The 17,761-nt window shown below is 50.9% G+C and carries 19 protein-coding genes; 4 read left to right on the plus strand and 15 right to left on the minus strand.

Features of this window, described 5'->3' with window-relative positions; genetic code table 11:
* Positions 1-32: 32 nt before the first annotated feature.
* Complete coding sequence (locus ABDW36_RS01935; protein WP_343700192.1) at positions 33-1,067, minus strand: histidine kinase; 1,035 nt, start codon at positions 1,065-1,067, stop codon at positions 33-35.
* A 176-nt stretch (positions 1,068-1,243) separates the two neighbouring features.
* Between ABDW36_RS01935 and dxs the strand changes: the two genes are divergently transcribed.
* The 3 genes from dxs to ABDW36_RS01950 are packed head-to-tail and all read left to right on the plus strand — an operon-like array spanning position 1,244 to position 5,509.
* Entirely contained in the window at positions 1,244-3,172 is a 1,929-nt protein-coding gene (gene dxs / locus ABDW36_RS01940) for a 1-deoxy-D-xylulose-5-phosphate synthase (RefSeq protein WP_343700193.1), read from the plus strand.
* Entirely contained in the window at positions 3,169-4,287 is a 1,119-nt protein-coding gene (locus ABDW36_RS01945) for a ferredoxin--NADP reductase (protein ID WP_343700194.1), read from the plus strand. The genes dxs and ABDW36_RS01945 overlap by 4 nt, the downstream gene beginning before the upstream one ends.
* A gap of 52 nt (positions 4,288-4,339) precedes the next feature.
* Entirely contained in the window at positions 4,340-5,509 is a 1,170-nt protein-coding gene (locus ABDW36_RS01950; protein WP_343700195.1) for a PAS domain-containing protein, read from the plus strand.
* Between the two features lie 11 nt (positions 5,510-5,520).
* Here ABDW36_RS01950 and ABDW36_RS01955 read toward each other — a convergent pair whose 3' ends face one another.
* From ABDW36_RS01955 to ABDW36_RS02010, 12 genes are all read right to left on the minus strand, one after another.
* On the minus strand, positions 5,521-5,898 hold the full coding sequence (locus ABDW36_RS01955) for a hypothetical protein (RefSeq protein ID WP_343700196.1): 378 nt from the start codon (positions 5,896-5,898) through the stop codon (positions 5,521-5,523).
* 169 nt (positions 5,899-6,067) lie between these two features.
* Positions 6,068-7,108 carry a mechanosensitive ion channel domain-containing protein gene (locus ABDW36_RS01960; RefSeq protein ID WP_343700197.1) on the minus strand — a complete coding sequence of 347 codons (1,041 nt, stop codon included), beginning with the start codon at positions 7,106-7,108 and terminating at the stop codon, positions 6,068-6,070.
* 111 nt (positions 7,109-7,219) lie between these two features.
* On the minus strand, positions 7,220-7,933 hold the full coding sequence (locus ABDW36_RS01965; protein WP_343700198.1) for a pirin family protein: 714 nt from the start codon (positions 7,931-7,933) through the stop codon (positions 7,220-7,222).
* Positions 7,934-8,102: 169 nt separating this feature from the next.
* A complete protein-coding gene (locus ABDW36_RS01970) occupies positions 8,103-8,513 on the minus strand; it encodes an OsmC family protein (RefSeq protein ID WP_343700199.1) in 411 nt (136 codons plus the stop codon).
* 119 nt (positions 8,514-8,632) lie between these two features.
* Entirely contained in the window at positions 8,633-9,262 is a 630-nt protein-coding gene (locus ABDW36_RS01975; protein WP_343700200.1) for an NAD(P)H-dependent oxidoreductase, read from the minus strand.
* A 13-nt stretch (positions 9,263-9,275) separates the two neighbouring features.
* Positions 9,276-9,803, minus strand: coding sequence for a YceI family protein (locus ABDW36_RS01980; RefSeq protein ID WP_343700201.1), 528 nt, complete (start codon positions 9,801-9,803; stop codon positions 9,276-9,278).
* Positions 9,804-9,828: 25 nt separating this feature from the next.
* Positions 9,829-10,701 carry a pirin family protein gene (locus tag ABDW36_RS01985; protein ID WP_343700202.1) on the minus strand — a complete coding sequence of 291 codons (873 nt, stop codon included), beginning with the start codon at positions 10,699-10,701 and terminating at the stop codon, positions 9,829-9,831.
* Positions 10,702-10,925: 224 nt separating this feature from the next.
* Positions 10,926-11,828 (minus strand): helix-turn-helix domain-containing protein, encoded by a 903-nt coding sequence (locus tag ABDW36_RS01990; protein ID WP_343700203.1) that lies wholly within the window; start codon positions 11,826-11,828, stop codon positions 10,926-10,928.
* A 6-nt stretch (positions 11,829-11,834) separates the two neighbouring features.
* Complete coding sequence (locus ABDW36_RS01995) at positions 11,835-12,626, minus strand: segregation/condensation protein A (protein ID WP_343700204.1); 792 nt, start codon at positions 12,624-12,626, stop codon at positions 11,835-11,837.
* A gap of 66 nt (positions 12,627-12,692) precedes the next feature.
* Positions 12,693-13,637, minus strand: a complete 945-nt coding sequence (locus ABDW36_RS02000) for a DUF3078 domain-containing protein (RefSeq protein WP_343700205.1) — start codon at positions 13,635-13,637, stop codon at positions 12,693-12,695.
* 75 nt (positions 13,638-13,712) lie between these two features.
* Positions 13,713-14,087 carry a large-conductance mechanosensitive channel protein MscL gene (gene mscL / locus ABDW36_RS02005; protein ID WP_343700206.1) on the minus strand — a complete coding sequence of 125 codons (375 nt, stop codon included), beginning with the start codon at positions 14,085-14,087 and terminating at the stop codon, positions 13,713-13,715.
* 65 nt (positions 14,088-14,152) lie between these two features.
* A complete protein-coding gene (locus tag ABDW36_RS02010; RefSeq protein ID WP_343700207.1) occupies positions 14,153-14,908 on the minus strand; it encodes a PPK2 family polyphosphate kinase in 756 nt (251 codons plus the stop codon).
* A gap of 81 nt (positions 14,909-14,989) precedes the next feature.
* Here ABDW36_RS02010 and ABDW36_RS02015 point away from each other — a divergent pair, with 81 nt between their 5' ends.
* Positions 14,990-15,856 carry a DMT family transporter gene (locus tag ABDW36_RS02015; RefSeq protein ID WP_343700208.1) on the plus strand — a complete coding sequence of 289 codons (867 nt, stop codon included), beginning with the start codon at positions 14,990-14,992 and terminating at the stop codon, positions 15,854-15,856.
* A 45-nt stretch (positions 15,857-15,901) separates the two neighbouring features.
* Here the strand turns inward: ABDW36_RS02015 and frr are convergent, their stop codons facing one another.
* Together frr and ABDW36_RS02025 are read right to left on the minus strand one after the other, a co-directional pair.
* Positions 15,902-16,465, minus strand: a complete 564-nt coding sequence (gene frr / locus ABDW36_RS02020; RefSeq protein ID WP_343700209.1) for a ribosome recycling factor — start codon at positions 16,463-16,465, stop codon at positions 15,902-15,904.
* Positions 16,466-16,563: 98 nt separating this feature from the next.
* Positions 16,564-17,721, minus strand: coding sequence for an MraY family glycosyltransferase (locus tag ABDW36_RS02025; protein WP_343700210.1), 1,158 nt, complete (start codon positions 17,719-17,721; stop codon positions 16,564-16,566).
* Between the last annotated feature and the right edge of the window lie 40 nt (positions 17,722-17,761).

Genomic DNA, 17,761 nt, shown 5'->3' on the forward strand with positions numbered 1-17,761 from the left:
CTTTTACGTTATTGGTTGATGACACTTATGGATTACAGCAGCGGCATCTGCACCCGGGCTTCCACCGTTGCCTTGTCAAAATTGTATATCTCAAAAAAAGCGCGGCTGCCAAACAGCAGGCTCAGCCGCTGCCGCGTGCTGGCCAGGCCGAGGCCAAGCCCGTTCATGTCTTCCACTATCTGCCCCGTATTCCTGATGGTGATCTCGTGCTGCATGTTGTGCACATGGGAGCTGATCACTATCAGGCCTCCCCTCACCTCCCTGGAAATACCGTGCTTGATGGCGTTTTCCACCAGGGTTTGCAGCATCATGGGCGGCACGGGCAGCTCCAGCGTTTCCGGGTCTATATCGTACTGCACTTTCAGCCGCTCCTCAAACCGGATATTTTCAAGCGCAAGATAATCTTTTACGATGCTCAGTTCGTTTTCCAGGCTCACCGTTTCCGCCTTGTCTGCCTGCATAGAATTGCGGAGTATATTGCTAAGCTCCGTAATGGCCGTGCGCGCCCGGCGCGGATTTTCATCTACCAGCGCCCTGATGCTGTTGAGCGCGTTGAAAATGAAATGCGGGTTCAGCTGGGATTTGATGGTTTTCAGCTCCAGCGTGCGCACCGTAGCTTCCAGCTTCAACTGACTCACCTGGGAATTACGGCTTTCCTCCACATAGTGCCAGAGGAAATAGATCACCGCCCAAAGGGCCATAAACACGGTCTGCGAGAAAAAAACCCTCAGCCAGCTATCCCTGAAATCCGTTTCCGGCGGGCCGCCCGGCAGCAAAAAATGTGAAATGCAGGACAGCAGGAACGAATCTACGATGGAACATACCAGGATGCCGAAGAAAAAGTATACCGCTACACTCTCGAACGGCTTCTGTATCCATCTATATTTGACGATAACTGTTCTGAATCCATGTGTGATGAGAATCCCGAAAAGGGAGCTGAACAGGATGTACTGCACCTGGGAGGTCTCTATCCTGTAGAAAAAAAAGCCGAAGAACAAGAAAAGAAAGGCATAGGCTCCCCACCCCAGTATCTGGCACCACCAATATTTTGATATGCGTTTAAACATCCCTATAAGTTAGCAAAGTCCTCCGACTTAAAAAAAACCTTGCGATTGCTCCAAAAATACCACCTGTGTGGGATGGCGGCCAGCCAATTTTTATCAATGGCCGTATAGGCGGTTAAATGGGGGGCTTCAAATAGCGTAAAAACATGTATTTTTGGGCATTAAACCCTAATGCTGATATGGAAATTACAGCCGGTCAATTACTGAGCCAGATCGAATACCCTTCAGATCTGCGAAAACTGAGCAGGGAGCAACTGCACCAGGTGTGCGACGAGCTGCGCCAGTTCATTATTGACGTGGTGAGCGTGCATGGCGGCCATTTTGGCGCCAGCCTGGGGGTAGTGGAGCTGACCGTAGCGCTCCATTACGCCTTCAATACCCCCTATGACCAACTGGTTTGGGACGTGGGCCACCAGGCGTACGGGCACAAAATTCTCACCGGGCGCAAAAATGTATTCCATACCAACCGTAAGTATAAGGGAATCAGCGGTTTCCCCAACCGCGGCGAAAGCGAATACGACACCTTCGGGGTAGGTCACTCCAGCACCTCCATAGGAGCGGCGCTGGGCATGGCCATTGCCTCCAAGAATAAAGGCGAGCATGACCGGCAGCATATTGCCGTTATCGGAGACGGGGCCATGACGGCCGGTATGGCCTTTGAAGCCCTCAACCACGCCGGGGTGGCCAACGCCAACCTGCTGGTGATCCTGAATGACAACTGCATGTCTATAGACCCCAACGTGGGCGCACTGAAAGAATATCTCACAGACATCACCACCTCCCATACCTACAACAAGTTCAGGGACGATGTCTGGAACCTGCTGGGCAAACTGCCCGTGGGCAAAAAGTTCACGCGGGATATGGCCTCCAAGCTGGAAGCCAGCGTAAAGGGCATGGTGTCCAAATCCAGCAACCTGTTTGAAAGCCTGAACCTGCGCTACTTCGGCGCCATAGACGGGCACAACATCACCAAGCTGGTAGATACCCTGCACGATCTCCGCAATATTCCCGGCCCCAAGCTGCTGCATATTGTCACCACCAAGGGCAAAGGCTACGCGCTGGCGGAAAAAGACCAGACCAAATGGCACGCGCCGGGCCTGTTCGACAAAATAACCGGCGAAATATTCAAAAAGAACATTGAGGCCCCGCAGCCTCCCAAATACCAGGATGTTTTCGGCCATACCATCATAGAGCTGGCCGAACAGAACAGCACCATTATGGGCATTACGCCCGCCATGCCTTCCGGCTCTTCCCTCAAGTTCATGATGGAAAAAATGCCTGACCGCGCCATAGACGTGGGCATCTGCGAACAGCATGCCGTAACGCTCTCCGCCGGCCTGGCCACCCAGGGCATGACGGTGTTCTGCAACATCTACTCTTCTTTCATGCAGCGGGCGTATGACCAGGTGGTACACGATGTGGCCATCCAGAACCTGCCTGTTATTTTCTGCCTTGACCGTGCCGGCCTGGTAGGGGAAGACGGGGCTACCCACCACGGGGCCTACGATATTCCGTATATGCGCGCCATTCCCAACATGATCGTAAGCGCGCCCATGAATGAGGAAGAACTGCGTAACCTGATGTATACCGCCCAGCTGCCCACCAACAAGTCTCCCTTTGTGATCCGCTACCCGCGCGGGGAAGGCGTGATGCCTGACTGGCGCAAGCCTTTCAGCGCCATCCGCATAGGCACGGGGCGTAAAGTACAGGACGGGCGGGACCTGGCCATCCTCACCATTGGCCACCCCGGCAATTTTGTAACGGAGGCCATGAAAGAGCTGATGACAGACGGGTTACAGCCGGCGCACTACGATATGCGTTTCGTAAAACCGCTGGACACCGACATGCTGCACGATATTTTCCAGCGCTTTGACCGCGTGATCACCGTAGAAGACGGCGCGCTGCAGGGCGGCTTCGGCAGCGCCGTACTGGAGTTTATGGCAGATAACGATTACAAGGCAGACGTAAAGCGGCTGGGCATCCCCGACCGCCTCATTGAGCATGGCAAACCCGCCGAATTGCAGCGGGAGTGCGGCTACGATGCCGCAGGCATTGCCGCCGCCGTCAGGGAAATGCTCCGGTCAAAAATTACCGTCACCGCCAGTTGATAAAACACATTCCGCTGCAGCCATGGCCAGTTCTGACCATGGCTGCAGCTTTTTCCACCATGCGCGATCTCTACATACAATTACGCATCACCGACATTATTCCGGAAACGCCGGACACATACACCTACCGGCTGGAGCCCGCAAACGGCGAACCCGTTCCCTACCAGGCAGGGCAGTTCCTCACCTTTCTGATTACGCTCCACGGCACGGAATACCGCCGCTCCTATTCCTTCAGCTCCACCCCCGGCGTTGACGCGCAGATGTCTGTTACCGTAAAGCGGATCACCAACGGCGAAATATCCCGCCACATTCACCGCACCTGGCAGGTGGGGCAAACCGTTACTTCCCTGCTGCCTTCCGGCCGTTTCACGCTGGATGCGGCCCCGGGTGAGGAGAGAGACCTCTTTTTCCTGGGCGCGGGCAGCGGCATCACGCCCCTGTTCTCCCTCCTGCAGCATGCGCTTTATTTTGAGCCGGCCGCTCATGTTACCCTTATTTACAGCAGCCGCAACGCGCAAAACGCCATTTTTTACCAGCGCATACTGGAACTGCAGCGGCAGTTTCCCGAAAGGCTGGTCATTCTCTGGCTGTTCAGCGACCCCGGAGATGAGCCGGCGGCCTACCGCCGCATGAGCAACAGCCTGCTGGAAATGCTGGCCCCCAAACACCTGCAGCACCCGCGGGAAAAGGCGCAGTTCTACATCTGCGGCCCCGCAGACTACATGCGTATGGCGCAGTTTACCCTTACTTTCATGGGCTTCAGAACAGACCAGCTGCACAAGGAAAACTTTGTGGTGAACACCGCCGCCAAAATTGCCCGCATACAGGTACCTGACGATGCCGGCATTAAACAGGTATTACTGAAACACGAAAACAAAACCCAGGTACTGCCGGTACCCGGCAACGAAACCATCCTGCATGCCGCACTGCGCCAGGAGGTGCCCATGCCCTACAGCTGTAAAGGCGGCGTTTGCGGTTCCTGCATTGCCCGTTGTACCAGCGGCAAGGTGTGGATGACGGTGAACGAAGTGCTGACAGACAAGGAACTGTCACAGGGCCTTGTGCTCACCTGTACCGGCTATGCGCAAACGGACGAAGTGACGCTGGAATGGTAAATGAAATTGGCCGTTAACCGGAATTTCCATACATTCATTTCAAATTATGGCTATGAGCGCTACTGCTCTGAAAGCGGCAGGCCTGTACCTCCTTCTTGGATGTATATGGGCCGGCACTAACAGCATGTTGTGGCTTTCTCTCGCAGCACATTTTCCCCAGGTTAATCCCGCTTTGCTACCATATATCATGCATGCGGCCTTTGTTACGGTATCTACCGTACTTGTTTTCGTGCTCGTCAGAAACAACAGCAGGCGAAACAATTACCGGTTGCTCTTTTATGAGCACCCGCTGCCCATGTGGATCTACGAATGGGGCACCTTGAAATTCCTGGCGGTGAACAATGCCGCCGTTAAAAAATACGGCTACAGCCGTAAGGAATTTATGGGCATGACCATTCTTGACATCCGACATCCCTCTACTGTAAATGACGTGCTGGAAGATGTGCGCAAAACCAGCCAGCAGTTTATTTACCGCGGGGTATGGCAGCACCAGAAAAAGAACAAAGAGATATTTCCGGTCGAGTTATACTCGCACAGCACGCATTACCGCGGGCATGAGGCCCGGCTGGTGATGGCCGTGGATATTGATGCAGAAATAAGATCTACAGTTATGGCAAAAGATATAGGCACCCGTTATGAACTGCTGGCGCAGGTTACGCAAGACTACATTTATTACTGGGATATGGTATCAGATCATGTAACCCGTAACCACGGCCCTTCTTCCCTTTTCGGTTACATGGAGGAAGACATTACGTCCCATGGCAACTGGTGGTATGAAAAAATACATCCTGAAGATGCCGGTACCATAGAACACCGCTTCCAGGCCTCCCTGCGCAACCGAACTGTTCAATGGAACGCTGAGTACCGCTTCCGCTGCGCAAACGGGCAATACAAGTTTGTGCATGACCGCGGGCATATCATCTATAATGAAGAAGGCCAGCCGGTAAGAATGATCGGCGCTGTGCAGGATATTACGGAGAAGCAGCAATACGTAGAACAACTGCAGCAGCAAAACACAGTGCTGCAGGACATTGCGCACATCAACTCTCACGAGATACGGAAGCCTGTGGCCTCCATACTGGGCATCATGTCTATGTTTGACCTGGACAAGAACGAACCGGCGTTTAACAGCCGCCTGCTGGGCCTGCTGCAACAAAGCACAGCCGAACTGGATGGCCTGTTGCACCAGATCCAGCATAAGCTCAGGTCACTCAATAAATAACAAATAAATGTTTACCGGTAAGATTCAAACCGGTTAAATTCTCCTTTCAGCTCATCGTGTAACTTGTGAAAAACCTGCATACGGTCATGCAGGGTATCGTAATCATCCACAGGCCTATCCAGGTGAACAATAGCCGGGCGCCCATTGGCGAAGCTTTTGGCAGACTGTTTTAAATCGTGGAACATTTCGTCTGCTACCTCCAGTTGCCTGATAAACTGGTTTTGAAAGTGCTCAATTTCCACCATTCTTTCATGGTCGGGATGCCGCCCCGCGGCCATTTCTTCTAACCTGCCACGCATTTGCCGCAAACTTCCGCGCACCTGTTCAACTTCACCTTTCCATAAATTGCACTGTGCCTGCAGGTCAGTAGACTGTGTTGGTACTTCCATGATATATTGATTTAAGTTAAATGATGACGATAGCCGTAGGGAAGCTGTATCCATCATGCATCCATGCTTATTGGTCAATATGCCTTATCCCCTCACTTCTAATTTACGACACTTTTTTATACTACCGTGCAAAGGGGCGGCAGAAATTATCCACCGTCCCGGCTGTTTTTCAATTGTTAAGAAAGAGGGTTTGGGTGGGATGCGCAAAGCGGATGCCCGCCTGTTCAAACCGCTCCATCAGCCGCAGGTTGATCTGCTGCTGCACGTCCATGTACAGCAGGTAATCGCTGCTGGCCACATAATACACACATTCAAATTCAGGCCCGTAATCTCCAATGGCAGCCATGTGCGCACGGTCAAACGTAATGTGCTCAATGCCGTCAATAATCTCTTTCATCATGTCTCCTACCCGCGCCAGCACACCGGCCGGCGTCTGGAACGTAACCTTTACCCTGAACACAATACGGCGGCGCTCCATGCGCTTGTAATTGTGAATACGGGAATTGGTGAGATCTGTGTTGGAACAGACAAGCTGCTCGCCGGTAAGGCTGCGGATGCGGGTGGTTTTAATACCGATGTACTCAATTCCTCCTATTTTATCTCCCACAATAATAAAATCTCCCACTTCAAAAGGCCGGTCAAACAATATTACAAAATAGCTGAACAGGTCTCCCAGTATGTGTTGTGTGGCCAGCGCAATGGCAATACCGCCAATACCAAGGCCAGTAATGATGGTGGTTACGTCAAAGCCCCAGTTGTCCAGCAAAAACACCGCGCCCACTACCCATATAACAATGGAAACAATAACCATCACGCCGCGCACCTGCTTTTGTTTCTCGGCGCCGTTCTCCTGCCTGGACAAATATTGCATCAGCATGAACCGCAATATGTCTGTAATAAGCCGCACCACAATGAAAGTGAGGTAAAGAAGTGAAGCTACGTCAATTACACGTGCCGCTTTGGGATGCAGGTTGAGATATTGTACCGCGCCGAAAAACACGCCGTAGTACAGCAGCGGAATAATGGAGCGCTGCATCTGCCTTACAATAAAATCGTCTGTTGTACCGTCTGAATTGTCTGCCCAGCTTTTCAGCCTGGCCAGCAATACTTTCTTCAATGCCATGATCAGCAAAACGCCTGCGCAAAAGATCACCCCTGCAATGATCCAGGATTGCACACTGTTGCCCAGGAATTGTTCTTGTAGAAACATATTCATTTTCAATTTGTGTTTGGTCCTGCCGCAAATATAAAAACCAGCGCCCAAAGGACACTGGTTTTTAGGATAAAATTAACACTAACGTTATTGGATATACGAACAATTCTACTGCAGCATGGGCACGTCCATGATCAGTAGTTCCGCGTCTTCCAGGGCATTGACATCAAGTTTATCGTAATCCGTAACTCCCATGGCATCACGCGCTTCAAGCACCTCTTCACCAATTTTCACGCGACCGTTCAACACAAAAATATATGCACCGTTCTGTGCGCGTTTGGACGCATAGGAAAAGGAATTATTTTTTTCGAATTTGCCCAGAGAGAACCAGGCATCCTGGTTGATGTGCAGGGCATCATCCGCTCCATCAGGCGCCACCACTGTTTGCAGGCGGTTTACGCGGCCTGCGGGGTCAAATGCTTTTTGCTCATAGCGGGGCGCAATGTCTTTCTCTTTCGGGAATAGCCAGATCTGCAGGAATTTCACAGGCTCCGTTTTGGAAGCATTAAATTCCGAGTGCTGGATGCCGGTGCCCGCGCTCATGATCTGCACATCGTGCTGGTTAATGATCTTGTGGCGACCGGTATTGTCTTTATGCTCCAGCGCGCCAGACAAGGGAATGCTCACTATCTCCATGTTGTCATGCGGGTGCGCGCCAAAACCCATGCCGCCTTTCACTGTATCGTCATTCAGCACGCGCAGCGCGCCGAAGTGGATGCGCTCCGGGTTGTAGTAACCGGCAAAGCTGAAAGTGTGGTAAGACTGTAACCAGCCGTGATCTGCAAATCCGCGGGTGTTACCGCGGTGAATAATAGTTTTCATATCATCTTCCTCCTGTAATTTTCTTTATGCAAAGATCCGTTGTTTGCAGGGGGGTATCAATGGACAAACCGTTTAAAAGCATGGACAAATATTTGCCCTCTAAAACGCAGGCCGGGCGTGGGTTTCAATTCCCTCGCCCGGCCTTTGCGTATAATTCGTTACAATATTCCTACACCAGTTTGGCGTCCATGGTAATATTGGTGTTCAGCAGCTTGGAAATGGGGCAGTTGGCGCGTGCGTCTTCCGCCATTTCCGCAAACTTGGCCGCATCCAGGCCGGGTACGCTGGCAGTTACTTCAAGATGGCTGTTGGTAATAGCGCCATTCTCGAAAGTGATGGTAGCCTTGGTATCTATATCACCGGGGGTAAGGCCCGCGCCGGAAATCACGAAGCTCAGTTTCATGGTGAAACAGCCGGCGTGAGCTGCTGCAATCAGTTCTTCGGGGTTGGTACCGGCACCGTTCTCAAAACGGCTGGTAAATGAATAGGCTGTATCTTTCAGCACACCGGTTTCTGTAGAAACGGTGCCTTTTCCTTCTTTACCGGTACCTTTCCAATTGGCAGATGCGGATCTTTTCATGATTAAAACTTTTTACGGGTGAGATTATTATGATTAGAGGGCTTAAAATTAACGAATTAACATCAAAAAAACCGGGCGAAATAATCCGCCCGGTTTCACCTAAAACCTCTGACTCCCTGTTACACTAATTCCACAAAATCTTCCAAAGGCTTCCTCACTTTCTTCGCATGCTGCATACCGTCATCTTCCGCGCGAAAACCAACCGCCGCAATTACTACCGTGCGCAGGTTCTTCTCTTTCAGTCCTAAAATCTCATCGTATGCCGCCGCGTTGAATCCCTCCATGGGGCAGGCATCCACCCCGTCTGCCGCACAAGCCGTCAGCAACGTGCCCAGCGCCAGGTAAGCCTGTTTGCCGGTCCAGATAGCCGCTGCGTCTTTATCCAATGCTTTCACAGTGCCTTTCACTACATCTTCAAATCCGTTCAATTGTGTCCGCTGCAGCTGGCGTGTGCTGGCAATGTTCTCCATATATTGGTCTACGTGTTGCTCCTCCAGGTTGTCATATCTCGCAAATATCAGCAGGTGCGAGGCATCGGTGATCTGTGGCTGGTTCCACGATACCGCTTTGAGTTGTTCCCTTACAGCCGGGTCTGTTACTACAATTACTTTGTATGGTTGCAATCCGTAAGAGGAGGCAGAGAGGCTGGTAGCGCGGATGATCCGTTCCAACTGCCCCTGTTCCAGCTTCCTCGCAGGATCGAACTTTTTAGTGGCGTACCGCCATGTCAGTTTCTCCAGGATGTCCATTGTTATGTTTTTGTTATGCTTGTTTGACCAGTTGTACAGCCAGTGCCAGGCGCACGTCATCACTTACTACCAGGCCGCCGGCTTCTGTGGTGGCAGACCATGTAAGGCCGAAATCCTTACGGTTGATTTTCCCGGTCAGCTCAAAGCCTGCCTTGGTTTGGCCCCAGGGGTCTACCGTGATGCCGGCATATTCTACGTTCAGTTCTACCGGGCGGGTAGTACCGCGGATGGTAAGGTCTCCCTTCAATACAAAGGTTTCCGCGTCTTTCTGCTTCACTTCGGTAGATTTGAAGGTGATTTTCGGATGATTGGCAGCGTCAAAAAAATCAGCGCTTTTCAGGTGCTCGTCACGCTGGCTGTTTTTAGTGCTTACGCTGTTCACGTCTGCTTCAAAGGTAATGCTGGCATCACTGAAATCATCTTTGGATGCCGTCACGGTGCCGTCGTATTGCCCGAAGTGGCCGGTTACGTTGGTGATCATCAGGTGTTTCACCTTAAATTCAATTTCGCTGTGTGCGGGATCAATTTTCCAGGTTGTCATTGTGTATAGTTTTAAGTTTTAAAGTTTAGTTGAGGCGGCCCATTTTGCCATTATTGTAATCATTGATGGCATCAATGATCTCGTCTTTCGTGTTCATCACAAAAGGTCCGTAGGCAAATACGGGCTCGTTGATAGGCTCCCCGTTCAGCACCAGCAGCGTGGCATCTGTATTGGCGGTGATGCTGATGCTGTCTCCTTTGGTGTCAAATACGGCTATTTCCACTTCTTTGGCGGTGTGGGTGCCGTTGAAGGCGGCTTCGCCGTGAAGCACCACAATGCCTGTGTTGTAGCCTTCGGGCAGATGAAGCGTAATGCTTTTACCTGCTTTCAGCCGTATGTCAAAAAGGTTTACCGGACTGAACGTTTTTGCAGCGCCTTTCACACTGTCAAAATCACCAGCAATTACGCGTGCATAACTGCCGTCTCCCAGGTCTGCCACGGGAATCTGCTCATTGTCGAAGCCCTGGTAGCGGGGTTTGTCCATTTTATGCGCCTTGGGCAGGTTTACCCAGAGCTGCACCATTTCCAGCGTGCCGCCGTTTTTCGTAAACTCGTCATCATGCTTTTCTTCATGCACCACGCCGGAGGCGGCCGTCATCCACTGTACACCACCGGGGCCTATTTTGCCGCTGTTGCCGCCGGAATCCCGGTGCTGCAGGGCGCCCTGATAGGCAATGGTGACGGTCTCAAAACCACGGTGAGGATGCTCGTCTACACCGCGGGGAGTGTCTGAAGGGGGAAAGTAGTGGGGAGCAGCATAATCCAGCAGAAAGAAAGGGCTGAGCTGTTTCCCGATGCGGTTGCCGTTGGGGAAGAGGTTCTGCACCTTAAACCCGTCTCCCACCATGTGGGATTGGGAGCTCTGGTATACTTTCGCTACTTGTTTGATGGATGTCATGGTTTGTTTCTCCTTTTTTCTTAATGACAATACAAAAGTACATGTTGCAACACCTAATTGGAATGGATAGATCGCAGGAAAGCATGTACTTTTTTCTACAGGCCTATCAATCTATTGAAATACAATTAGTTGTGAAGAGAACCCGAGGCGGCGTGCAAAGGCCGCTGTTTATCTAACAGATTTTGGGCGGAGAGGTTCGGTTTTACGTTATTTGGCGCAAGGCATCATACCCTTGCCAGCTCCTTAAACTCTGAAGGTGACTGGTTGGTGTATTTCTTGAAAAAGCGGGAAAAATAATGCGGGTCTTCAAAGCCGAGCTTGTAAGCAATCTCTTTGGCGGTGAGGTCGGTATTGTACAGGTACCGCTGCGCCTCCAGTATCACCCGGTTGCGGATGTGCTCCCCGGCCGTGATGCCAGACAGCTGTTTGCTGATCTCGTTGAGCAAAACGGGTTTTATATGCAGGAGGGCAGCATAGTCAGACACGTTCTTTAGCTGGCGGTACCTTTCTTCTATGAGGGTTTTAAAGTTCATGAACAGCGCACTGTTGTGCTTTGACTGGTACTCAGGCACCACCTCTACCGGGCTGGCAGCGCTGCGGGAGGCTACGATCAGGAAGTATTGCAGCAGGTTCTGGAAAGCAACGGCATAATTGGGGCGCCGCTCATCTACCTCCTGTATCATCCGTTTCACCATCCAGTCCAGCTCCTTTTCGTCTTCTTCGTTGCTGATCTGGATAACGGAACTGAAGCGGTCGTTCACGAACAGGCCGTTGCGTACGGCGGCCATGTCAGACTTGTCACTTGGGCACATCAGGGAGTCATGAAAGGCGATCATATACCCGTCTACCTTTTCGGAAAACTTCATCTGGTGTACCTGGCCGGGCGCCAGGAAGAAGAGGGTGTTTTTCTTCACCACATGCGTTACCGTATCAATGGTATGGGTCAGCTGGCCTTTTTTGATCCAGTAAATTGTATAAAAATTGTGGCGGTGCGGCGCGTTCTGGTGCTCAAAGAAATTGCAGCCCAGGTTGCAAAGGGAAGATACGCTGAACTCCGCATTCTCCTGCGCGTTTTGCGCATATGCAGGTAATGATAGCACTTCTATCTGGTCTTTCTTTTCCGCCATGGTGTGTTATTCTTCAAAAACTACCGGTTCCCCTTCGGGTCTTTCGGAGGGGTCCACATATTCAATAATAAAATTATTTCTTCCATCTCCCACCATAATGCTCAGGTATTTGGCCTGTACCAGCTCCAGCATGCCCAGGAAGAGGAAAATGGCATGCACACGGTCTTTACAGTGGTCGAATATTTTCTCGAAGGCAATGGTCTTTTCCGCGCGGGCCAGGTCCAGCATGTACTCACGGGAGCCTTCCATGGTATAATCGTACTTGTACACCACGTGCTGGGGTTTGTTGGTACGCTCTTTTACCCGCTGCATCACCTTTTCAAAGGTTTGGGTGAGCTTGAAAAGCGTCAGCGTCTGCATCTCGGTGCCCTCGCTGGTGACCTCCCCTATTTCGGCCAGCTCTTTGGCTATATTGCCGCGTTTTATCTGCAGCATCCTGTTGGCCTCCTGTTCCGCCAGCTCCACAGCTGCCTGCTTGAAACGCTTGTATTCCAATATCTTATCTACAAGTTCCTGCCGCGGGTCTATTTCATTCCCGGCCTCGTCCAGCTCCTTGCGGGGCAGCAGCATCTTGGCCTTGATGCGCATGAGCGTGGATATGAACAGGATGAACTCGCTGGCCAGCTCTATGTTCAGGGACTCCATGTGGTGGATGTAATCCAGGAAGTCATTGGTGAGGCTGGTGATGGGAATATTGTAAATATCCAGCTCATCCCTTTCAATAAAGAACAGCAACAGGTCAAACGGCCCTTCGAACTGGGGTAATTTGATCTTGTAAATTTCTTGTTCGTTGCTCATGGTAAAATTTAAAAAACCTGCCGGTAAGCCCCGACAGGTTTATCAAAAATAAGAAAATTCCGGCAATCAGAACTTGGCGGTCAAACCGATGCTCAGCACCTGCTTCACCTGCAGCCTGGCGCCCTTGACCCCTGTTTTGGGGTTTTCGAACTCTTTCACGTCATCGTCATAGATCATGTCTACGCTCACATTGGCGCTGATCCACTTATTCACCTTCAGAGCCAGCATATTGGTCCAGAAAACGTCTATGTTCTGCGGGTTCTTTCTATAGTTCGAAAAAAGTTCCAGCTTTGACTTGTAGGTAACGTTCTTCATGATCTCCTTGTTCCAGGTGGCGGTTACATAGGCGCCAAACTCGCTTCTCACGTGCTTGCCGGTATCTACGCCATAGGCGCCGCGGGCAGACAGGCTGTCATCCATCACCACTACCCAGCGGGCGGTAACGGGAGACATGAACAGGGAAAACTCCTTGTTGGGCATGTAGTCAATACCCGGAGACAATACTATATAGGCCGGGGCAAAAAAGCGGGACACCTTTTCCGGCGTGGTATCTGCCGGGTAGAGGTAACCATCTGTAAACTGGGTGCGGAGGTTGAAGAGGCCGCTCAGGTACCAGTTTTTGCCGATCTCGTAACCATATTTGGAGGTGAGGTCTATCCGGTCGTCGCTCTTACGGGTGCCCAGGCTGGTGGTGTTAACATAACCATAGGCAAGGTCAAGGTTATTGTCCCAGGAGTGCCTGCCTTTTTTATAATTGGCAAAAGCGTTGAGGGTGCCCAGCAGGGAAAGCGAGAGTTTGTCACCACCCGCAGCCCAGTTGGTCAGCGAGCCCTGGTTGAACATGAGGCCAAAAGTGGCTCCTTTTTTCCAGAGCCGGCCGGTAGTGTCCTTTTCGCCGTTCTTGATCTTTTTAGCGGTTTCTTCCCGCAGTTTCCGCATGGAGTCGTCTTGTGCAAATACAGCCGTGGCGGCCAGCAGCAGCATGGTCACTGCCAGGTAAAATTTCTTCATTTGCGTATTTGGTTAATCTGGTGTAATAGCAACGGTTGGCCGTGGGTACAGCCAACCGTTCACTGGAGTAAATGACTATTTTTTCTTAAGCTCGTCCCGGATCTCTGCCAGTAATTGTTCAGTGGGGGTTGGAGCTGGTGGTGCAGCAGGAGCCTCTTCTTTCTTCATCCTGTTTATTGCTTTAATGACCAGGAACAGCGCAAAAGCAATGATCAAAAATTCTACAATAGACTGAATGAACAACCCATACTTAATTTCAGCAGTCCCTACTTTTACCATGAGAGATTTGAAGTCAAACCCGCCAATTAGTATACCCACAACAGGCATAATGATGGCATCTACAAGGGCGGACACAATTTTCCCGAAAGCAGCACCGATAACGATACCAACTGCCAGGTCAATCACATTCCCCTTCATGGCAAAAGCCTTAAATTCACTGAAAAAAGACATACGCTTTAGGTTTTAGAGTTAAAGAAAGGTGGTGTAACAGGTGCGATATTAATAATTTATCTGCATTATTTTTTAACATCATCCAGTTTCGGGAACTTCATTTTCAATGATTTCAGTGTATCCAGCACCGTTTTGGCTATCAGGTATTCCTTATACCAGTTATGGTCTGCCGGCACAATGGTCCATGGCACATCATTACAGTATTTGAACACATCTTCATAGGCTTTCCTGTATTCCTTATACAATTTGGCTTCTGCAAAGTCTTTTTCGTTGTACTTCCACATCTTGCGCGGGTCTTTGGTGCGCTCTTCCAGCCTTTGCATCTGCGCTTCGGCAGACACGTGCAGGTAAAACTTCAGGATGTGTGTGTTGTTATGCCTTTCCAGCAATTGCTCAAAGTGGTTAATAGCGTCAAACCGGCGGTATATGGTTTTAACGTCTACCCATTTATGCACACGCTGTACCAGCACATCTTCATAGTGGGAGCGGTTAAACACCTGTATCATGCCCTTTGCGGGAGCATGCTGGTGTATTCTCCAGAGAAAATCGTGGTCCGCTTCCTCGGGCGTAGGCGCCTTAAATGGCTGAACACGCACCCCCATAGGGTTCATGGTGCCAAATACGTCCCTGATCACCCCGTCTTTCCCGCTGGCATCCATGCCCTGTAATACAACCAATAAACTGTGTTTATGTTCAGCGTAGAGCAAATTTTGCAGATCGTCCAGCTCCTCCAGTATGGTTTTCAGACGTTCTTTTGTTTCTTCTTTCCCGAATTTTTTGGGAGGTACGGTGGGGATGGCAGAAAGTTTTACAGCAGGCATATACGTGAGTTGTTTTCTTAAATTTAAGGAAAATGTACAAGAATAGGCGGCGATACGGGGAATCGATATCTTTGCACAGCTATGGACCAACGCTTGCTTAACTGGGGAATATTTTTGCTGCTTTGCCTCACCTGGGGCAGCTCTTTTATACTGATGAAGCTGGGATTGCTTTCTTTCAGCCCCTACCAGGTAGCCGGCCTCCGGCTTATTTCCGCGGGCGTTGTACTGCTTCCGTTCTTTTTCAAATTCATCCGCCAGACCCCACGGAACAAAATACCCGTCATCATACTTTCAGGCCTGCTGGGCAATGGTATTCCGGCATACCTGTTCTGCATAGCCGAAACCAGAATAGACAGCTCGCTGGCGGGCATGCTCAACTCTTTTACGCCCGTATTTGCGCTCCTGTTCAGCCTTTTATTATTCCGCGCGCCAGTGCAGCGCCGCCAGCTGGCGGGTCTTGCCATTGGTTTCATAGGGGTGATCTGCCTTTTCCTGGCCAAGGGGGTGGATGCCAATGAATACTGGTATTACGGCCTTTTTATAGTAGCCGCCACGGCCTGCTACGGCCTCAACATTGCACTGGTACACCATTACCTGAAGGGGTATTCCACCCTTCAGCTGGTGTCTATCTCGCTTTTCTTTATGGCCCTGTTTTCAGCACCGGTGCTTATTTTCAGTGATTTTACGCTGGCCTTTGCCCGTTCAGAGAATGCCTGGGTGAGCCTGGGCGCCAGCATGGTGCTGGGGGTAATGGGCACCGGGGTAGCTTCTCTGTTGTTTTACCAGCTGATCCGCTCCGCGGGCGCCATGTTCGCTTCTATGGTCACCTATGGTTTGCCGGTGGTAGCCATTGGCTGGGGGCTGCTGGCTGGTGAGCATGTAAACGGCTGGCAGGTGCTTTGCCTGGCCGGCATTATGGGCGGCGTATACCTCGTGAGCAGGAAATAAAAAAAGACGGGGCTTCCCGTCTTTTATACTTATAAGGTGCAGGCCTTAAATGGCCATGATCTCTTTGTCTTTTGCAGCACAATGTTTGTCAACAAAGGCAATGAACTTGTCCGTCAGCTGCTGTGCTTCCGCTTCTGCATCTTTGGCGGTATCTTCACTCAACCCTTCTTTCTGCAGCTTTTTTACACCTTCAATAGCGTCTCTGCGAATATTACGGATGGCCACTTTGGCATGCTCTCCTTCTCCGTTCACCCTTTTCACCAGCTCTTTGCGGCGCTCTTCCGTAAGCGGGGGAAGAAACAGGCGGATGATCACACCATCATTCTGTGGGTTGAGCCCTATGTTGGAAGCAATAATGGCCCGTTCTATAGGTTGCAGCATATTCTTTTCCCAGGGCTGGATTGTCAGCGTACGGGCGTCGGCTACACTGATATTGGCTACCTGGTTGAGAGCCGTAGGGGCGCCATAATAATCCACCATAATACCATCCACTATCTGAGGGTTAGCCTTGCCGGCGCGTATTTTCGTTAATTCCACCTCCAGATGCGAAATTGCCTTCTGCATTGCGTCTTTTGCGTCATCCAGAATTAAATTAAGTTCGTCTTGCATAAGAAATAATACTTAAGTGCTTGCAAACCTACATGAAATCTTTTAATCATCAAAGGGATGAGCAGTACATGGAAAGGACGATGGAGAAATCTGCGGAACTATTTGTCTTGCAGCACAGTTTCGGTATTGACCCGTAGAATTTTGGGCTTGGTGATACCTTCGCTGGCCGCTTCGGGAACTTCCACTGCCGCTGCCGCCGCCATGCTGCCGGCCACTTCTGCTTCTTTCCGCTTTTTGAGGATGAACAGGACGGTGGTGAGGCCCAGCGCCAGCGCGCCTATAAGGCTCAACAGGTAGGTGGTGCCTATATCTTGCAGGCTGAAAGCCAGGGTGATAAACCCTATGTTAGACAAAACGGCCACAGATGTAGCCTGGCTATGGCTGAGGCCCAGGGCCAGCATATAGTGATGAATATGATGCCGGTCTGCCGTAAAAGGCGAGCGCCCGCGAGACATCCGGATGGCAAATACCCGCAGGGTATCGAACAGGGGCACTATCAGGATGGCAAAAGCAATAGCGGGTACGGACTGGATGGGCATTTTGCCTGCAGGGTTACCGGCCACTTCAATGAACTTCACAATGAGGGCCGCATTTACGAGGCCTATCAGCAGGGACCCGGTATCTCCCATGAAAATTTTTGCAGGGGTGATATTATAGATCAGGAAGGCAGCCAGGCCGGCGGCCATGGAAAAGCCCATCACGGCATACAACACCTCGTTCACATACAGGAAATATGCGCCCAGCACGGCAGACACGAGCATGCCTACACTACCGGCGAGGCCATCTATACCGTCTATCAGGTTGAAGGCATTGATAACCACTATGAAGGTGAAATAGGTCAGCAGCAGGCTGAAGTGATAGGGCAGCTCCCCGATGCCAAAGAACCCGTACATATTACGGATCTGGAGGTTACCCAGGTAAATGATCACAAAAGCCGCTATCAGTTGGCCTACCAGTTTCTTCACCGGCGAAAGGCCTACCAGGTCGTCTTTCATGCCCACTATAAAAATGATAAAAAAGGCTGCGAGCAGGTATTGTAACGGGAAAGTTTGCTGAGAGGGAACACAAACAGCAGAGGCCAGCACAAAGCCGGCGAAGAAGCCCAGTCCACCCAGGGTTGGGATGCGGGATTTGTGAGATTTACGCTCGTCCGGCTCGTCATAAAGATGCTTCAGCTCTGCTACCCGGATTAAAACGGGGATCGCAAAGTAGGTTATAACGAAACTCAGGACAGTTGCGATAATTACATTCTCCATACGGGGGGTTGTGGTGCAAAGATATTAATTTCAGTGATAT

This window comes from Chitinophaga sp. (genome assembly GCF_039596455.1).
In the GTDB taxonomy this organism is placed as follows: domain Bacteria; phylum Bacteroidota; class Bacteroidia; order Chitinophagales; family Chitinophagaceae; genus Chitinophaga.

Excerpts from the sequence above, each read along its gene's own strand:
- ABDW36_RS01975 (WP_343700200.1), bottom strand. The coding sequence starts at position 9,262 with ATGGACATCCTGGAGAAACTGACATGGCGGTACGCCACTAAAAAGTTC.
- frr (WP_343700209.1), bottom strand. The coding sequence starts at position 16,465 with ATGCAAGACGAACTTAATTTAATTCTGGATGACGCAAAAGACGCAATG.
- ABDW36_RS01980 (WP_343700201.1), bottom strand. The coding sequence starts at position 9,803 with ATGACAACCTGGAAAATTGATCCCGCACACAGCGAAATTGAATTTAAG.
- ABDW36_RS02010 (WP_343700207.1), bottom strand. The coding sequence starts at position 14,908 with ATGCCTGCTGTAAAACTTTCTGCCATCCCCACCGTACCTCCCAAAAAA.
- ABDW36_RS02025 (WP_343700210.1), bottom strand. The coding sequence starts at position 17,721 with ATGGAGAATGTAATTATCGCAACTGTCCTGAGTTTCGTTATAACCTAC.
- ABDW36_RS01935 (WP_343700192.1), bottom strand. The coding sequence starts at position 1,067 with ATGTTTAAACGCATATCAAAATATTGGTGGTGCCAGATACTGGGGTGG.
- ABDW36_RS01985 (WP_343700202.1), bottom strand. The coding sequence starts at position 10,701 with ATGACATCCATCAAACAAGTAGCGAAAGTATACCAGAGCTCCCAATCC.
- mscL (WP_343700206.1), bottom strand. The coding sequence starts at position 14,087 with ATGTCTTTTTTCAGTGAATTTAAGGCTTTTGCCATGAAGGGGAATGTG.
- ABDW36_RS02015 (WP_343700208.1), top strand. The coding sequence starts at position 14,990 with ATGGACCAACGCTTGCTTAACTGGGGAATATTTTTGCTGCTTTGCCTC.
- dxs (WP_343700193.1), top strand. The coding sequence starts at position 1,244 with ATGGAAATTACAGCCGGTCAATTACTGAGCCAGATCGAATACCCTTCA.
- ABDW36_RS02000 (WP_343700205.1), bottom strand. The coding sequence starts at position 13,637 with ATGAAGAAATTTTACCTGGCAGTGACCATGCTGCTGCTGGCCGCCACG.
- ABDW36_RS01955 (WP_343700196.1), bottom strand. The coding sequence starts at position 5,898 with ATGGAAGTACCAACACAGTCTACTGACCTGCAGGCACAGTGCAATTTA.
- ABDW36_RS01965 (WP_343700198.1), bottom strand. The coding sequence starts at position 7,933 with ATGAAAACTATTATTCACCGCGGTAACACCCGCGGATTTGCAGATCAC.
- ABDW36_RS01960 (WP_343700197.1), bottom strand. The coding sequence starts at position 7,108 with ATGTTTCTACAAGAACAATTCCTGGGCAACAGTGTGCAATCCTGGATC.
- ABDW36_RS01990 (WP_343700203.1), bottom strand. The coding sequence starts at position 11,828 with ATGGCGGAAAAGAAAGACCAGATAGAAGTGCTATCATTACCTGCATAT.
- ABDW36_RS01995 (WP_343700204.1), bottom strand. The coding sequence starts at position 12,626 with ATGAGCAACGAACAAGAAATTTACAAGATCAAATTACCCCAGTTCGAA.
- ABDW36_RS01970 (WP_343700199.1), bottom strand. The coding sequence starts at position 8,513 with ATGAAAAGATCCGCATCTGCCAATTGGAAAGGTACCGGTAAAGAAGGA.
- ABDW36_RS01950 (WP_343700195.1), top strand. The coding sequence starts at position 4,340 with ATGAGCGCTACTGCTCTGAAAGCGGCAGGCCTGTACCTCCTTCTTGGA.